The 15,728-nt window shown below is 38.9% G+C and carries 20 protein-coding genes and 1 tRNA gene; 12 read left to right on the top strand and 9 right to left on the bottom strand.

Features of this window, described 5'->3' with window-relative positions:
- The first annotated feature begins 2 nt into the window (after window positions 1–2).
- From GFB48_RS12140 to GFB48_RS17815, 6 genes are all read left to right on the top strand, one after another.
- The gene (locus GFB48_RS12140; protein ID WP_163935957.1) at window positions 3–899 is read left to right on the top strand and encodes a flagellar motor protein MotB; all 897 of its coding nucleotides are present in this window, start codon (window positions 3–5) and stop codon (window positions 897–899) included.
- 107 nt (window positions 900–1,006) lie between these two features.
- Window positions 1,007–2,461, top strand: coding sequence for a tRNA uracil 4-sulfurtransferase ThiI (thiI, locus tag GFB48_RS12135; protein ID WP_163935954.1), 1,455 nt, complete (start codon window positions 1,007–1,009; stop codon window positions 2,459–2,461).
- 187 nt (window positions 2,462–2,648) lie between these two features.
- Window positions 2,649–2,945, top strand: a complete 297-nt coding sequence (locus tag GFB48_RS12130; protein ID WP_163935951.1) for a hypothetical protein — start codon at window positions 2,649–2,651, stop codon at window positions 2,943–2,945.
- Window positions 2,946–3,283: 338 nt separating this feature from the next.
- Window positions 3,284–3,661, top strand: coding sequence for an Arm DNA-binding domain-containing protein (locus GFB48_RS12125; protein ID WP_163935948.1), 378 nt, complete (start codon window positions 3,284–3,286; stop codon window positions 3,659–3,661).
- A 30-nt stretch (window positions 3,662–3,691) separates the two neighbouring features.
- Window positions 3,692–4,348: a tyrosine-type recombinase/integrase gene (locus GFB48_RS12120; RefSeq protein ID WP_205597733.1), complete on the top strand. Its 657-nt coding sequence runs from the start codon at window positions 3,692–3,694 to the stop codon at window positions 4,346–4,348.
- 2 nt (window positions 4,349–4,350) lie between these two features.
- The gene (locus tag GFB48_RS17815; RefSeq protein ID WP_163936026.1) at window positions 4,351–4,620 is read left to right on the top strand and encodes a hypothetical protein; all 270 of its coding nucleotides are present in this window, start codon (window positions 4,351–4,353) and stop codon (window positions 4,618–4,620) included.
- 94 nt (window positions 4,621–4,714) lie between these two features.
- Here GFB48_RS17815 and GFB48_RS12110 read toward each other — a convergent pair whose 3' ends face one another.
- From GFB48_RS12110 to GFB48_RS12100, 3 genes are all read right to left on the bottom strand, one after another.
- Entirely contained in the window at window positions 4,715–5,467 is a 753-nt protein-coding gene (locus tag GFB48_RS12110) for a hypothetical protein (RefSeq protein ID WP_163935942.1), read from the bottom strand.
- 345 nt (window positions 5,468–5,812) lie between these two features.
- Complete coding sequence (locus tag GFB48_RS12105; RefSeq protein WP_163935939.1) at window positions 5,813–6,613, bottom strand: AAA family ATPase; 801 nt, start codon at window positions 6,611–6,613, stop codon at window positions 5,813–5,815.
- Between the two features lie 173 nt (window positions 6,614–6,786).
- Window positions 6,787–7,392 carry a hypothetical protein gene (locus GFB48_RS12100; protein WP_205597732.1) on the bottom strand — a complete coding sequence of 202 codons (606 nt, stop codon included), beginning with the start codon at window positions 7,390–7,392 and terminating at the stop codon, window positions 6,787–6,789.
- Window positions 7,393–7,649: 257 nt separating this feature from the next.
- Between GFB48_RS12100 and GFB48_RS12095 the strand changes: the two genes are divergently transcribed.
- From GFB48_RS12095 to GFB48_RS12080, 4 genes are all read left to right on the top strand, one after another.
- Window positions 7,650–8,429, top strand: a complete 780-nt coding sequence (locus tag GFB48_RS12095; RefSeq protein ID WP_163935933.1) for a hypothetical protein — start codon at window positions 7,650–7,652, stop codon at window positions 8,427–8,429.
- Window positions 8,430–9,002: 573 nt separating this feature from the next.
- Window positions 9,003–9,452 carry a DUF4231 domain-containing protein gene (locus tag GFB48_RS12090; RefSeq protein WP_163935930.1) on the top strand — a complete coding sequence of 150 codons (450 nt, stop codon included), beginning with the start codon at window positions 9,003–9,005 and terminating at the stop codon, window positions 9,450–9,452.
- A 5-nt stretch (window positions 9,453–9,457) separates the two neighbouring features.
- The gene (locus GFB48_RS12085) at window positions 9,458–9,985 is read left to right on the top strand and encodes a TIR domain-containing protein (RefSeq protein ID WP_163935926.1); all 528 of its coding nucleotides are present in this window, start codon (window positions 9,458–9,460) and stop codon (window positions 9,983–9,985) included.
- Window positions 9,986–9,996: 11 nt separating this feature from the next.
- Entirely contained in the window at window positions 9,997–11,079 is a 1,083-nt protein-coding gene (locus GFB48_RS12080) for a toll/interleukin-1 receptor domain-containing protein (RefSeq protein ID WP_163935923.1), read from the top strand.
- A gap of 154 nt (window positions 11,080–11,233) precedes the next feature.
- Here GFB48_RS12080 and GFB48_RS12075 read toward each other — a convergent pair whose 3' ends face one another.
- The 4 genes from GFB48_RS12075 to GFB48_RS12060 form a co-directional block, all read right to left on the bottom strand.
- The gene (locus GFB48_RS12075) at window positions 11,234–11,608 is read right to left on the bottom strand and encodes a hypothetical protein (protein ID WP_163935920.1); all 375 of its coding nucleotides are present in this window, start codon (window positions 11,606–11,608) and stop codon (window positions 11,234–11,236) included.
- 140 nt (window positions 11,609–11,748) lie between these two features.
- Complete coding sequence (locus GFB48_RS12070; RefSeq protein ID WP_163935917.1) at window positions 11,749–11,955, bottom strand: helix-turn-helix domain-containing protein; 207 nt, start codon at window positions 11,953–11,955, stop codon at window positions 11,749–11,751.
- Window positions 11,956–12,414: 459 nt separating this feature from the next.
- Window positions 12,415–12,490, bottom strand: a tRNA-Arg gene (locus GFB48_RS12065).
- An 89-nt stretch (window positions 12,491–12,579) separates the two neighbouring features.
- Complete coding sequence (locus GFB48_RS12060) at window positions 12,580–13,653, bottom strand: flagella assembly protein FlgT middle domain-containing protein (RefSeq protein WP_163935914.1); 1,074 nt, start codon at window positions 13,651–13,653, stop codon at window positions 12,580–12,582.
- A 123-nt stretch (window positions 13,654–13,776) separates the two neighbouring features.
- On the opposite strand from GFB48_RS12060, the gene GFB48_RS12055 reads away from it, so the two are divergent.
- Window positions 13,777–14,418, top strand: coding sequence for a FlgO family outer membrane protein (locus GFB48_RS12055; RefSeq protein WP_163935911.1), 642 nt, complete (start codon window positions 13,777–13,779; stop codon window positions 14,416–14,418).
- Entirely contained in the window at window positions 14,411–14,866 is a 456-nt protein-coding gene (locus GFB48_RS12050) for an LPP20 family lipoprotein (RefSeq protein WP_163935909.1), read from the top strand. The genes GFB48_RS12055 and GFB48_RS12050 overlap by 8 nt, the downstream gene beginning before the upstream one ends.
- 128 nt (window positions 14,867–14,994) lie before the next feature.
- Here GFB48_RS12050 and flgN read toward each other — a convergent pair whose 3' ends face one another.
- The gene (gene flgN / locus GFB48_RS12045) at window positions 14,995–15,420 is read right to left on the bottom strand and encodes a flagellar protein FlgN (protein WP_163935907.1); all 426 of its coding nucleotides are present in this window, start codon (window positions 15,418–15,420) and stop codon (window positions 14,995–14,997) included.
- 13 nt (window positions 15,421–15,433) lie between these two features.
- The gene (gene flgM, locus GFB48_RS12040) at window positions 15,434–15,718 is read right to left on the bottom strand and encodes a flagellar biosynthesis anti-sigma factor FlgM (RefSeq protein ID WP_163935904.1); all 285 of its coding nucleotides are present in this window, start codon (window positions 15,716–15,718) and stop codon (window positions 15,434–15,436) included.
- Window positions 15,719–15,728 lie beyond the last annotated feature (10 nt).

Genomic DNA, 15,728 nt, shown 5'->3' with positions numbered 1-15,728 from the left:
CGATGAAGAGGAACTCGCCAGGGTGGATGGCAACCTTTGCTGATCTGATGGCACTGCTGATGTGCTTCTTTGTACTTCTTTTAGCGTTTTCAGAAATGGATGTGTTGAAATTCAAACAGCTTGCTGGTTCTATGAAGTATGCCTTTGGTGTTCAAAATGAAATCAATGTTAAGGATATCCCCAAGGGAACGTCAGTGATCGCGCAGGAATTTAGACCTGGTAGACCTGAACCCACACCGCTTGAAATAATTAAACAAAATACCACCGATGTCACCAAGCAAGAACTGGATTTTCAACAGGGCGAAGACCCAACGGCTGGCGGTTCTGATGAGCTTTCTGGTACGGGCAATAAGGACATTATTGGACTAGAACAGGCTAATAATACTAGACAAAGGCAAATGGAATCGAGCCAGCAAAAGGTCAATGCACAGGCTAAAAATCTAGCCTCATTACTGCGGAATGAAATTATTGACGGCAATATTGAAATAGAGTCATATGGCCAGCAAATTATCATTAGGATCCGGGAAAAAGGCGCGTTTGCTGCCGGCTCTGGCTATTTGCAGCCAAGATTTAAAGGCGTTATCAAAAAAATAGCGCAAACCCTCAATGATGTACCTGGCATTATTACTGTGTCTGGGCACACAGACGATGGTCAAATTGCCAATGAGTTGTATGCTTCGAATTGGGCGCTTTCTTCCCAGCGCGCATTAAGCGTTGTACATGAAATGCTACGAGTGCCTAAATTTGAACAACATCGGCTTAAGTTAGAGGCCCATGCAGACAATCGCCCCTTAGCCAGTAATGAAGAACCAGCCAACCGAGCGAGAAATCGTCGTGTTGAAATATCAATCATGCAAGGCAAACCCTATTTGTCAGATGAAGTGAGTATTCAAAACTAACTTTGACATGGGAACTGTGATTAATGCTGCATGGAAATGCGGCGGGACTATACTGAAAGTCTAGCTTGATTTATAATCCGCCCCATTTTCAATTATCTGAGTTCGTCATGAAATTTGTCGTAAAGCTTTACCCCGAGATCACCATCAAAAGTAAGTCAGTTCGCTTACGCTTCATTAAATTACTGGAAACCAGTATCCGCAACGTCTTAAGACGTATCGATGAAGGGGTACGTGTCAAACGCAATTGGGATTCACTGGAAGTTAACTTGGCTTCAGAAGATAGCAGTATCAGAGATGAGTTGGCCGAAAAGCTGCAGTGCATACCGGGTATTCAGGCGATACTAGAGGTAAAAGTATTTGAATTTGAAACCTTAGATGATATTTATCAACTGGCACAGCAACACTTTGCAGATACTATTAAAGATAAAACTTTTTGTGTTCGTGTAAAACGTAAAGGTAAGCATGAGTTTAACTCTTTGCAGGTGGAACAATATGTGGGTGGTGGCTTAAATCAATTTACTGAAGCTAAAGGGGTTAAATTAAAGAATCCAGATGTGCTATTAACCCTAGAAATTAAAGAAAATAAGCTTTATCTGGTAACGAACCAATACCCTGGGTTAAAAGGTTTCCCAATTGCCAGCCAGGAAGATGTTTTGTCACTGATGTCGGGTGGGTTTGATTCTGGTGTAGCCAGCTTCCAAATGATTAATAAAGGCTGTCGTACCCATTATTGTTTCTTTAATTTAGGCGGTAATGCCCACGAAATTGGTGTTAAACAGGTGGCTTATTATTTGTGGAAGCGTTATGGCGAATCACATAAAGTAAAATTTGTTTCAGTACCTTTTGAGGCGGTGGTGCAAGAAATTTTAGAAAAAGTCGATAATGGCCAAATGGGCGTGGTTCTAAAGCGTGTCATGATGCGTGCTGCGACTCGAGTTGCTGAGCGTCTAAACATTAATGCTTTAGTGACTGGGGAGTCATTAGGGCAAGTGTCCAGCCAAACTCTTACAAACCTTAATGTCATTGATAGATCGACTGATATGCTTATCTTACGCCCTCTGGCTGCGATGGATAAACAAGACATCATTGATACGGCGCGGGAAATTGGTACCTATGAATTTGCTGAAACCATGCCTGAATACTGTGGTGTGATTTCTAAAAGCCCAACCATCAAGGCGGACCTTAAAAAGATAGAAATCGAAGAAGCAAAATTCTCAGAAGATCTTATCGACAATATTATTGCCCAATCAAAAACCATTGATATTCGTGAAATTGCTGAAATGGCAGAGGAACAAGTTGTCGATGCTGAGACTGTGCAAGATGTGAATAATCATGATGTTATTTTAGATATTCGTTCATCAGAAGAGCAAGAAGCGAAACCCCTAGTCGTAGAGGGACATGAAGTTCAGTGGATCCCATTCTTTAAGCTAGGCAGTAAATTTTCCGAGCTCGATCAATCTAAAACATACCTTTTATATTGTGACAGGGGAGTGATGAGTAAATTACAAGCCCTTTATTTACAAGACCAAGGCTATCAAAACGTGAAAGTTTACCGCCCATAATTCATTATTACTGAAAACCTCCATTTGGAGGTTTTTTTACATGAATAATTTGCTTTATTATGCAAATCTATTGAAGCCTTTCTAAAATCACTATATAAATTAAAGAACCTAAAAAATACTGTCGCCTGATAATATGATAGCCATAATTATCTATTTAATTCAGCGAAATAAAAACAAAAGGGTCCACATGGAAAGGTATCAAGTAAAACGTGTTCTCATGCAATCAATGGAAAATTTAGGATGGAATGCGCAGCATCTTGCTCGAGCAATCTTATCTCAGAAGTCCACAGAAATTGATGTTGTTGAATTAGAAGCACTAGAATCACAAATCAGAAAAGACATTCATTGGTTTACAACTAAGCCTGTCGTATTTGAAAGATATTTGAGCCAATTAAAAGCCCATGATGAGTATAAAATTTGGCTTAAAAAGCAAGAATTATTAAAACAAACCGCTGTTGAGGACTCTAAAGTTCAGATGGCTTAATCGATATTCGATTTCAATTATCTAAGCAGCGTATTTACGCTGTTTTTTTATTTCAATATGGGTGTTTAAAATTAACAATGGGTGGATTGGCTTAACTGGGTCTATCAAATACGGCATATTATTGCGATGTGGCCTCCCCACGAGGAATATTTTTCGAGATTGATGTAAATCGACAAAGTTGTACCTAGTTGAATTAGCGCTTTTAAAATAATCACTTAGATTCATTTTCGCCATTTTCTTCTGTACAAAAATATTTCTTCATTGATAGAGTTAGTCCCAACATTGACCACGGAGTGACCACCGTTGAGGTCGATGTTTTAATCTATCAGAGGAATGAAATGATTATACGTTCTAAAGAAAAACTCGAGCAGGATAAGCCAGAGATTAAGTTCAAACGAGACTATCTTGTACAAGCTAAGCCAAAGGCTACTCGTTACACGATTAGTGATGAAGGCACAACTAAGAGTGTTCAAGGTTTGATGCTTGAAGTGCTGCCTTCAAGGAAAAAAGTGTTTAGGTTTCGTAAGCTTGTTAATGGCGAGCGTCCTAATCTTCATATTGGTGACTTTCCGATGATCACTATTGAAAAAGCTCGTGAGATCGCAGCGACTAAGTACCATGAATTACTAAAAGGCGTAAACCCGAATACTGCAAAGAAGGAGCAGAAAGAAGCTTCAGTGTTGGAGTGTCAAGATAGCCAAACCGTTCAGGATTGAGTTGACATTCATACCGCCGAGATGAAAATGATGGTCCAAGCTGGAACTCGCCGTCAGAAGTCACTTGATGATTTCGAAGGTAACTGGAAAAACCACCTCGCTCCTCGGGTTGCTTCAATGGAGGCATGTAATATCACAGTTGATTCGGCTAATAAGTTGATGAGCGATATCTTTAAAGATTCAACACCCTCTGTTAGAGATAAATGCCTAACAATAATGAAAGCAGTATTTGCTCACCACCCGACAAACCCATTCCAAGCGATCAAAAAATGTAATACTAAAAGCCGTGAACGAGTGTTGACGCTTGAAGAGTTGAAACGCTTTTTTGATGCTATGGAAGCCGAAGCTCAAATTTATCAAGATGTGGTGATGCTACTGCTAATCACCGCTCAACGTAAAATGTGTGTTCTGTCGATGGAATGGTCAGAGCTGCATCTTTCAAGCTACTTGTGGCTCATTCCACAGTCTAAAATGAAGGGTAAGAATATCCACGGTGTGCCTCTAGTCAGTCAGGCTGTTGAAATTCTTCACCGACGTTATCAAGAAGCGCCAGATGGAGCGAAATATGTGTTTCCATCGGACAGGTCGAAATCTGGTCATATTGTTGATAAATCAGGTGAGAGCGGCTTTTGGAAGCGCATCACTAAGAAGGCGAACTTATTTAGTGACGACCTGATCGTAATCTAACAATACATGATTTAAGGCGCACCACTGCGAGCCATAACGTAATTTTAGGTGCATCAATTCAGTCTACCAGTAAGTTGCTTGGGCATCGCAATATCGAGGTGACCAACAGCACCTATGCTCACCTTGATACGACTACTGTCAGAGATGACTTAGCTCGTACAGTAAATGTTATGCTTGGCGATGTGAACTATACGGAAAAAGTGACCGAACTTGTGAACCTGTTTAATGCGTTGCCTTCGCAAGAACAACAACAGGTCAGGGCTTTGATTTAAGTACAGTCCCTAACCTACTCTAAAAACAACCAGAATATTAGAGTAGGTTAGGGTTTATTCAAAGCAATGATGACAGTTATTATTTTGAGGGGTGTCATTTTACGCTCAATTTACTTTGTTGTTTGAATTTATTCAAATCCAATCCTTTAAGGTTCAAGGTGTCAAGTTTTGCATTAGACCCGTTTAACTTCATATTGGAGATATACACGTTGCCGTAACGGATTGTTTCAATCTTAAAAACTTTACTGGATTCAGTTTCATTTAGTAGGGTTGTTATGTCTTCTTTTCCACCAAACTTAATTAGGATATCTGAATTATTGATTGATAAGTTTATTTCTTGTGCAGAATCAAAACCGGGTTGAGACACCATGGCCAATAAGTCTCTTTCAAAACTCTCAACATCAAAGTTTTCGTCTAGGTTGGATATGTGCTTTAAATAATCATTTACTTCTTTCCCATCAAATGAACCACCACCAGCTACCAAAACAGCAGTATAATAAATTGCACCTAAACCCTTGCACATAGATTCTTTAAAATAACTCTTTTGTATGCAGCTTTCATACATTGTATTTCTAAAATCCACGTCACAGACTTTCTTCCTAGCTTTCCTATTGTGTGTCTCATCACAAATGCCTTCATTAAACCATTTTCCGCCCTCTAGGCAACGGCTATAGCAGTTATCATGTGCCGCACAGGCTTTAGTAAAATCTAAATTTAAAGAGGAAATTGTTTCAGGAACCAAGTGCTCGTTCCAATCGGTACCGCAACCATTGTTGAAATCTACTTCTTGTGTATTTCCACTGAATGATAAGAACATGAACATAAAAATAAACATACTAGATTTCATCTTTAGCTTTCCTTTCTCTAAGCTGCCTACTAACTAGGCGGTTATATCTATTTTGTAAATTTGCAATTTGTTGTTCTAAAGTCATTTCCCTTTCCTCTAGTTGGGTTACGCTCTAAAGATAGCAGTGCATTTTGCTTTAACAAATAAATAATCATTTGGTCTGATATTCGTTGGATTCAAAGGGTAATCAAATCGAAAAGTATTATAATGAACCAAAGCCAGCCTTCATGCAGAAAATGAGAGTTTAGTAAATAAGCATTAACAGGTAGCATGGAGCATCGGTTGAGGGAGTAAATAATATTAATATTTAAAAGTGCGTAATTTCTCCTTTTCTCATGATATTTTTTATCTAGTTTTAGTAAACCTAAACTTTCCCTCTATATATCCAAACTCATACTCGAACATTGGCCCAGATGTAGCAGAGTGGCGGCATTTGGTATTCTCTATGCTTACTACAGTCTTTTGATTTGTACTTTCAAGTTTGTTCTTTTTGGCAATCAGAACATTGTCGATAGCTCTAGCAATTTCTGAGTGGCCACGGTAGCTCTTTTCTGACTTGTCAGTGTGGTGCAAAACCAAGATGGCCTTATTTTCTGCCCTGAGCTTATCTAAGCATGAGTTGTAAAAGTTCCAGTCGTTCTGGTTCAGCTCTTCGGCTGAACGGTAGATGGATGAAATATTATCGAGAATGATGACATCAGCGCTATCAAAAGCATCTGCTAACTGTGAGTAACCCTCTTGATAGGTGAGATCGGGTATCCCTTTTTTAAATGATTTTTTATGGATGATAGTGAGGTTGTTATCATCAGGTTGGCAGCCAAGGCTACTAAATATGAGCTTAAACCTTTCTTGGATTTGGTATGGACTTAACTCAGCATCAATATAAAGCACCTTCAATTCTTTTACCGTTGGAAAGCCAAAGCAATGGCTACCAGTTGATAAGCAAGCAGCGAGGTATTGACTTGTAAATGTCTTACTAGCACCTGCCGCACTGCACAGCATGGTGCTTTCACCTTGAGTTAGAAAATGGGGGGCTATTGTGACAGGTTGAGGGATGTCTGCTTCTATTAGTTCGTTAATGCATTGACCAATTGATGAGGTGTGCTCAGAGTTATCAGTGTTTAATTCTAGTGCTAATTGTTTCATTGTGTTTTTCCCTAATGAATGAAGTATTGAGCTATTACTTAAGGGAATGGGCTGCAAACTTTTTCAGTTTGTATGAAAGCACTAAATAAATTTATCTGATTGAAAACCTATGTAGCCGCATGGCCCTTTAAGGGGCTATGCGGCTATGTAGTCTGCTTATCTGAACTTAAGCCTTAATCAGCACATGATTCATCTTTAGGGTAAAGCTTCGGAAGCAACTTGATGTAAATCATAGAAAATGGAAAATCTTTAATAGCTTCAAAATACTTAGGTTTTTCAGTCTTTAGGTAATTTAATGCAACTAAAAATTCATCTTTGAGCATTATGAAAGTTTTATCTTCAGTGCTGCTGTTACAGTAGTCTTTGTCATTATAATTTAGTTTAAGTTCAGTAACATTTACACCAGAAATAAAGCCTGAAAAGTACGCTTCACAAAACTCTTTATTTGATTCGCATATTTTCATAATCGATTCTACTGAGGTTTGGCTAGCTTCAGTGGAATTACAAATTGGAGATAGTAATACCATAAGCACTAATAATGTTTTTCTCATTAAAATTTCCCTAATTGTTAATTTCAATTTCACATAAAACACTTTTGACGGAAACGATGAATGATTTAAGTCAAATGGGCGAGCAAAGCTCGCAACAAAAGGCGGAGCAGTAAAATAACGAAGTTGATTTTGCTGTGGAGCGTTGCACAGCAACAAAAAGGGCGCATCTCCAGAAGCTCGCAGAGGTGGCGGAACAACATGGCTTGCCTCACCTTGGGCTTCTTCCAAGGCGGGTTGCTCCGCAACCGAAGGGTAGTGGAGATGCGCCATATTGAGAATGTTTTTGCAGTATGCAAAAGCGCCAGTGGAGCATGACGCGTCATGTGTAGCCAGCAATACTCAATATATCATCGCTAAGCGATGACGTTCTTAAGCGCAAAGCGCTTGTCTTTCCCCCATTGCCTGCTGGTACAGCAGCAATTCCCCATGTCTTAAGGATTTTTTCTGTCTTTGGGCTTATGTATCTAAACACTAAGGGGAATTTTATGAGCAACAACAAATCAATTGTCTATTCTGAACGTGGTATTTTGGCACGCTATATCTCATCTACATCGACCCATCAAAGGCATCAAGCCAAAGTCTTAAGTTTACTTGACTGGATTTACCGCTTTGGGTTTACGTCAACAGCTGTACTGGAAGATCTGTGGGAGTTAGACCGTTCGGTGATTAACCGACTACTAAGGCGCTACTGCAAAGAAGAAGTGATAGAGGAAATGGCAACCTTTGCCTGTCGTGATAAGCGCATATTTTTGCTAAAGCCAAAGGGCATAAGAATGCTTGAAGCGTTTCATAATGAAAGCCTGAAGTATAAAGTTAAGCGTTCAACCATAAACTTTAAAACCATCACCCATGATCTCATGGTGCAATCCATTGTTGCCACAGGGGTAAATTCAGGCCGTTATGCTTTCTTTTACACAGAGTCAGAACAAGACAAAGATGCAATGGGGAATCGTCGCCGATTTGATGCGCTTGTTTTTGATGGTAGCCAAATGCTAGGGGTAGAAGTTGAAGCGAGTTCCAAAACAATTCCAAGCCGAAAAGATATTCTAAAACGTTACCAACAAGCAATTGAAAGTAAAAAAGTAGACAGCATTTTGTTATTCAGTCATAGGCGAAGGTTTATCGCTGATGCTGAAAGAATTCACAATAAGCTTTACGATAAATCCGAGAATCAGCTAGATAGAACATTTTTTGAGAAGCATATTCGCTACGTTTATTCGAAAGAAACAATAGCTCATCTGTACGGAAAATTCTGGGCGCATTAGCCCAACTGTTGGGATGAGAGCTGAATACACGAAAAGCGCTCTAATCAGCGCTTTTCGTGTGTTTATAGCTTTTAAATAATCTTATGTCTTAGTACAACATGGCGGTTAATCAACATTCTGCCGGTTAACCAAGCTCTTAGAAAGAGCGACTGAGGGCTTGCATACCCAGCCTTGTTCTATGTTTGCTGAACAAACAAAGTAGTCGAGTCATGCGCTGCAAGTGGCATGAAGTAGTTGTACAAATGTATGTAGGGTTGATGCTAGCAAATTAACTCGTTTTTGCTCATTCCGAGTTACGATAAGCTTGAATGAGCTGCGTACTTAAAGAGGTGAGTGGATTTTCTCTTTGTATACTCTCATAGGATAAGTCTATGTAATATCGATAGATTGCTCATCTCGATTAAGAATCATGAGACTGCAATAAGTGGAAAACCTGGTTTGAAATTTAGTCTTGGTATTGATACTGTAATTTATCAATTAAATTAGAGGTTTTACTCAGTATTCGACAAATATCGGGGCAGCCCAAGTTGAATACCTTTATAAAATGTTAAGCGTCTACTCAGGAATCAACAAATGAATGATGATGAATACATAACGTCGAGGGTTGATAATCAAATAGGGTGGTATGATAAAAAAAGTCAGAGCGCGCAATGTTGGTTTAAATGGCTTAGAGGTGCTGAAATAATTGCTGCAGCTTCAATCCCGCTAATAGCTGGCTTTGCTACCGAGCCATTCCCAGTAACTTTGGTTGTAGGACTTTTAGGGGCATCAATTGCTGTCATTTCAGCACTAATTAGTTTAAACCAGTTTCAAGAAAATTGGACCGAATACCGAACAACTTGCGAGTCCATAAAGCATGAGAAGTTTCTGTACATGACGAAGGCAGAGCCTTATCACGAAGGTGAGCCGTTTCCCCGCTTTGTTCAGCGAGTAGAAAGTTTAATCTCTAAAGAGAATAGCGCTTGGGCGCAATATACTCAGGCCAACCTCGAAAATATTAAACCAAATAATGAAAAAGGATAGGTAAGATGGATACCGGACTACTATCGAGGGTTGGTAAAATAAAAAGAAAAGTATTTGTTAGTTACCATCACGGTAATGACAAAGCTTATTACGATGCATTTATCAATACGTTCTCAAACAGCTATGATGTTATACACGATAACTCTATTGAGCGCTCGGTAGATAGTTCTAATGCAGACTATGTAATTCGCAGAATTAGAGAGAACTATATTACAGGTAGTTCGTGTACCATAGTGCTCTGCGGACCAAAAACTCCATGGAGAAAGTTTGTAGACTGGGAAATCAAAGCAACGCTAGATAAACAGCATGGCCTAATTGGTGTAAACCTTCCTACAAATACAATGAACGCGAATAATCTCTATACCGTTCCAGATAGACTCCACGACAACATTCAGTCAGGATTTGCAGTATGGACAGACTGGAATACTTTTACACAAAGTAGCCAAAGCGTACAGCAATATATTGAGTTGGCAAACTCGAGGTCACAAGCATTAATTGATAATAGTCGTCAACTATTGAAACGAAATGGTTAGAGAGTCATAAAATGGATAAACCTACAATTTTCTTTAGCCACTCTTCGCTTGACAAGGAATATATTTCTTTATTGAAGGGTAAGCTTTCAAAGAAAACTGCAAAGACAATCGAGATATTTCAATCTAGCGATGGTGAAAGTATTCCCTTTGGTAATAACTGGGTACATAAAGTTGAAGAAAGTTTAAATAATGCAAGGATTATGCTTGTATTTGTCTCGCCGCTCTCTATGGCGTCAAGCTGGATATATTTTGAGGCTGGCTATTCGTACTCAAAAGACGTTCGAGTAATTCCAATAGGTATATGTGGGATCGATGTTGGTCAGTTAAGGCCACCATTAAACCTTTTACAAGGGTTTAATATTTCAAACTCTGAAGGGCTAAATAATTTAATTACGGTTATAAATAGAGAGTTTGGTTGTGACTTTGAGGAAGGATTTACAGAACAAGATTACATGGATTTTTCAATTTTAGAAGGCGAGAATTCATCAGAATCTGTTCAAGCTTTTGAGGCTATTGACTATATATATTTCGAGTTTCCCAAGAAAATTAAAACTACGGAAAAAGACAGTAGTTTTTCAATTAAAAGCGAGCCACTGAAAATTGTTGAGCAATGCTTAAATGATTTAGATATTTCAAATAAATACAGTGATATAAATAAAATCCATGCTCCTGGAATTATCTTTTCTGCTCACAGTGAAGCTGGAAATCTCTCCGCGATAAAAATGAAAATTGATCCATACAGTCTTCTTAAGTGCAATGACATTATTAATTCGCTTTGTCTCGAGTTATATGAAAAAGAGAACCTCAAGAAGTTCTGGTGTAATGTTATTTTTAACAATGGTTTTCCTCTAGAAACAACTGATTTTAAAGTTTCATCTAGGCTACATAAATTTGGGTTGCAAATGTCAGATCTTCATGGGGGTTTCTTTAAGTATGATGAAATAGACTTTACTCTTTCACCGAAGCCTGAAAGAAATGACCTCTTTGGACCTGATGAAGATAGCTTAAGAGTTGTATTCGATGCAGGAAGTTTTCAATCGCAGGTCGTTATTGATCTGGTTGCTCAATTAATGAACGCAAAAGTAATCGGGTAGCAGCTATTTTGTCATGTTTAGAGTAGCTTAACATGACAAAGCATTCTGACGCTGTAAAGCTCATCAGTGCTTTAGACGTTACCTTAAAATCATAAAACGGTTTTGGCCAAAAATCTGCCATAAAAAGCGAGCCATTCGGCTCGCGTGTGGTGCACTACAACAAATTTAATGATTGTTGCCAAGCAGCTTTTGCATAGTCGCTGAAAAAAGTGTTTTGGTTACTCAGAAAAATGGATTGGAACTCTGTGATAACAACATGGTTACGACAATAGGCTTCAATCTCTTCACAAAAGCTTGCTAGAACAATGTGTGCGTATTTTGCTTCTAAATATTGCTTTTGAAAATTTTCTGGTAGTTGTTGCTGTAATTTTTCGCTGATAGCAAAGCCGTTGAACCCCGAATCCCCGATATGTAAGTAAATACCAGCCTTCGTTTCAGGATCAAACATCATTACCACCCTAGCCGAATCATCCCAAGGGGATCTAGATTGGCGAGTGTATTTCTTGTAAAACTGGATATGTGTACTCATGATAGTTACCGTTAGTTGTGTTCTTCTTAGTAACTAGAGCCAATAGGCGGGAATTATAAAAAGCCCACTTCAACTTATGATTTAAAAGTGGGCTTTCATATTAACAAACTCCATTTTGTTAATAGTGCATTTTAAAATGCTTATTCAAAATCGTAAGCGGCACTGGTACTTAGGTAGCGACGATCATTAATGAAATTGTTGATGTCATTGAGATCGTATTGGATACGGCCTCCGATTTTGATAAATGGTAGATTATATCTACCCGAAGTTCGCCAAGCCGCGAGGGTTTGGACTTCTAAATTCAGCTTTTTTGCGGCTTCCTTAGGTGAAATAAGCTGTGGGTTCAAGGTGTTACTCCTTAGTTGTTGAAGATATTTATAACTTTATATGGTAATTTTGGGTGCTGCAACTGGATTAATTCAGGTTAATGTAAGTCTTAAGAGCTAACAAAAATTAACTAGAATTGTCTCTGGTTTTATGAATCAATTTGCAGTTATTTTCTGTATAAATATCATCCTAACAAGCAACTCGTTAAGGAAACTCTCAAAGTTGTCTATTGCCAATCTTCGATTAAGATCGTAAATTACTCCATTTTTTATTTGGTTGTTTTTTATTCAAAAGTTGGTTGTTAACATTTCTATGACTTAACTTGAATAAAACTCATGTTTTCTTGTGTGAAAAGCTGAAGTAAATAATGGAGCGCGGATAAAACAGGAACAGCCTTTTTTACAGGCGTGGGCACATAGTGGGCACAGAATAAGTTGAATTGGTGAAAAGCTTGATATATCTGGGGTAGCTGAGAGTTATGGCCTCCCCACGAGGACTCGAACCTCGATCATCCGCTTAGGAGGCGGGTGCTCTATCCTGTTGAGCTATGGGGAGGCAATTTGTATACCCAGTATAAAAACAGTTACCCTTAAAAAGAAACCCCTTAAATAACTGTTTGCTTATTCGCTGAGCAATTTTAGTCGTTACAAGTGAACAATATCGCCAATAGCAAAATTATTGAGTAGGTGATCCTCATTGATAACGGCAATACTCTGAATTTGAGACACTTGTTTCAGCTGTGCTGTGGATGACGTTAGCTGCATTTTGGGGCTGACATTAAATTGCCGACTGTCGATATCTTTTTTGTAAGCTAATTTAATGTACTCACCGTTTTTTAGTCCATGTTGTCTGCCTAAATTGATATGGATTTCATTATTATTGATAGCAATAATTTGCCCTAAAACGGCGCGGCAATTTAATTGACGATCGATCTGTAATACGGCTTGCTGGATTTGTTCAATGGCAAGCTGACCATAATCGGACTGCCATAATAGTGCGCTATTATTGGTTAATATTGTACCGCGCTTGAAATCCCACTGTTGTTGTTCTTTATATTCTTGCTGCCAGATCAATTCACCAGATATCGCGTGATATAAATTCGCGCGCCAATGTAAATATTTATCAGGAGAGGTTTCAAATAGACCACCGAAAGTGGAGCGACTGGGTTCAGAGCTTAAATCAATAATTTCAGGGATTAAAATATACTGGCTGTTGGCGCTGTTAACTTGCTCAGATTCAAATAAGCCAAATTTAGGCACTAGCATATTGACAAAATTAGGGCTGGCTACAAAAGAAAACTCACTGTTATTGTTCAATTGCGTTACCACTTGCTGACTGAAGTTTGAGCCAAAATCATAGATACGACCCTGATTTAACTGCTGTCTGTCTCTTATGTGTGCCTGTGTCACCATGATGTTAGATTTTAATTTGGGGCCTTGGCACTGTTCACGGTTGCCATTGCTGATCACCAATAGTTGAATTTCGATTCGATTATCAACAATTTGTTCAGAGATGATTTCTATTTGCTGCAAATGACTTTGTTGATCAATTAACCCTTGTAAATGTGCACGCTGGATTGCAGAGTTAATCGCTACCTGCCTAGCTTTGTTGACATCACTATGCTTAATAACGGCACTTGATGCTAACGTGTATTCATTAGCTAATGTGGCCATTGAAAACAGGGAAAATAGACCTGCGATGACTTTTTTTGACATCATGTTATTACCTAATCTTTAGAACTTGGCTTAGATGAATCAAGAAGCAATAATCATGCCCTAAATTCTATTAAAGAATCTTAAGCAAGTGTCGATATATAACTATTGCATGTTTAGGGATGAATTATGAAATTAAGATTACTCGCTATTTTGCCAATTTGTCTTATTGGCGCTTGTTCTCACACGGTACCCAAGCAGCCTCTGGTTGAGATAGCCAAACCCTTAGAAGTTAAAAAGCAACAGCCACAACAATTATCTACAGAGTTCGCTAAGGAACTGGTTCAAAATTTAAAATTGAGCTGCCGCTCTAAAGACTGCTTTGCACCTGTGATAGTCACTACCCCCGTAAGCAGCCAGGACTTAAACAGCAGCAACCACTTTGGGTTGATGTTGCAACAGGGATTGTTGTCTGAGATGTTCGCTCAAGGGTTTGATGTCATTGATATTAATGCGGCAGAGCAAATTCAGATAGGCGTGAATGGTGAACGTTGGCTGAGTCGTGATTGGCAGTTGCTTTCTGCTAATGTACCGCAAGCCCAAGTGTTGGTCACCACAATGAGCCGCAGCCAAGATGCTCTGCACTTAGATTTACGTTTGTTGGACTCTCAGTCAAAACGTGTGCTTGCTAGCAGTAGCGGCTTATATACCGTGGATGAACTGGCAAATTATATTCATCAGTCCCGCAGGGTATCACTTAATAACGGCGTTCTAGAAAGATCGGCAAGTAACAGTGCTGAATTACAATTTTATGGAGAAAACAATGAATAAATGGATTTTACTGTTAACCAGTTTTCTTATTATTGGTGGCTGTTCGAGTAGTAATGATAGATATGTTCAGTGGCAAAGAGTAACCCCTGAACAGTTTCCTAAATTAACTGCCGTTGGTTATGCATCCATTGATTCTCAAATGGGTACTACTGAGCAGCAAAAAGTATTAGCCGCGATTAAAGCCTCTAAGTTGGAGGCATATCGTGAGTTGGCTGAACAAATTTATGGTCAATCAATCAGTTCAAGCAGCAAAGTGAGCGATAAAATTTTGCAGTCAGATTCTTTTACTGCCCAAGTAAATGGGGTAGTTAGCGGTGCTGAAATTGATAAAGCTTACCGCCTTGGTGATAACTATATTACTGAGTTAAGTCTGGACTTTGAAAAGGTTTGGTATTTGTACCAGAATAAACACCCAGATCGTCAAGTTCGAGACGTGGTTTATTTTTAAGGTATTTCTTACTAAAAAAGCGCTAACAATTTAAGTATTGGTTAGCGCTTTTTCATGGGGTATCAGAGAATTTCAGTGTACTAGGGGCTGCTTGCCGATCCGCTTGCAAGCCCTGGGAAATCGCGAGTCTAAGCGGTAATATCATCACCCAAAAACGGACTGGTATGAGTTTGTCCTTTATCGTTATAGGTCATTGAGTTGGCATTTCTGCTCGATTGCAGAGCATGATTGAGCCTTTTTAAGGCCGCCATGTTTAAATCAATGATTTTCTTGTTATTAAGGTTGATGCGCTTAACTTGATCCATTTTTTGTTGAACTTGAGCGACCACCGCTTGGAATGCCGGGTTCTGCTTTTGTTGGTTCAATTGAGGATGGTTTTGCAATTGTTGGTCGGCTTGGTTCAGTAACACTAAAATATCTAGCTTAGACTTTGCCAGCTCACTAATGCGGTTGGCATCTTGGTCTTGAAGGGCCTGGGTTTCTTGTTGCAAAAGTACGATCAGCTTATCAATTGAAGATAGCTGATCGGTAACAAATTCAAAGGCTGTTGCCATTGGGGTAAACTTCCTATAGCTCTTGCTCAAGTTTCAGCATGTTTGAAGCAAGTTTTTGGGTATCAATTTTGTACTGTCCCTCGGCAATGGCTTGTTTAATTTGATCTACTTTAGCTTGATCAATACCACTACTATTGGCAATTTTACTCTCTAATGAGTGCATTTGCTTGCCTTCTTCTGTGAGCTCAACAGAGTTAGCCTTTACTTGAGCCACTTCAGCGCTTTCACTTGAATTAGCTTGCTTTTTAAGTGTATTAATATTGGCTTGATGGCCAAGTTGACTAATGTTTATTGTCATAATTTATTTC

This window comes from Paraferrimonas sp. SM1919, assembly GCF_010993985.1.
Classification (GTDB): Bacteria; Pseudomonadota; Gammaproteobacteria; order Enterobacterales; family Shewanellaceae; genus SM1919.
This window is presented reverse-complemented; position numbering and strand designations above follow the sequence as displayed.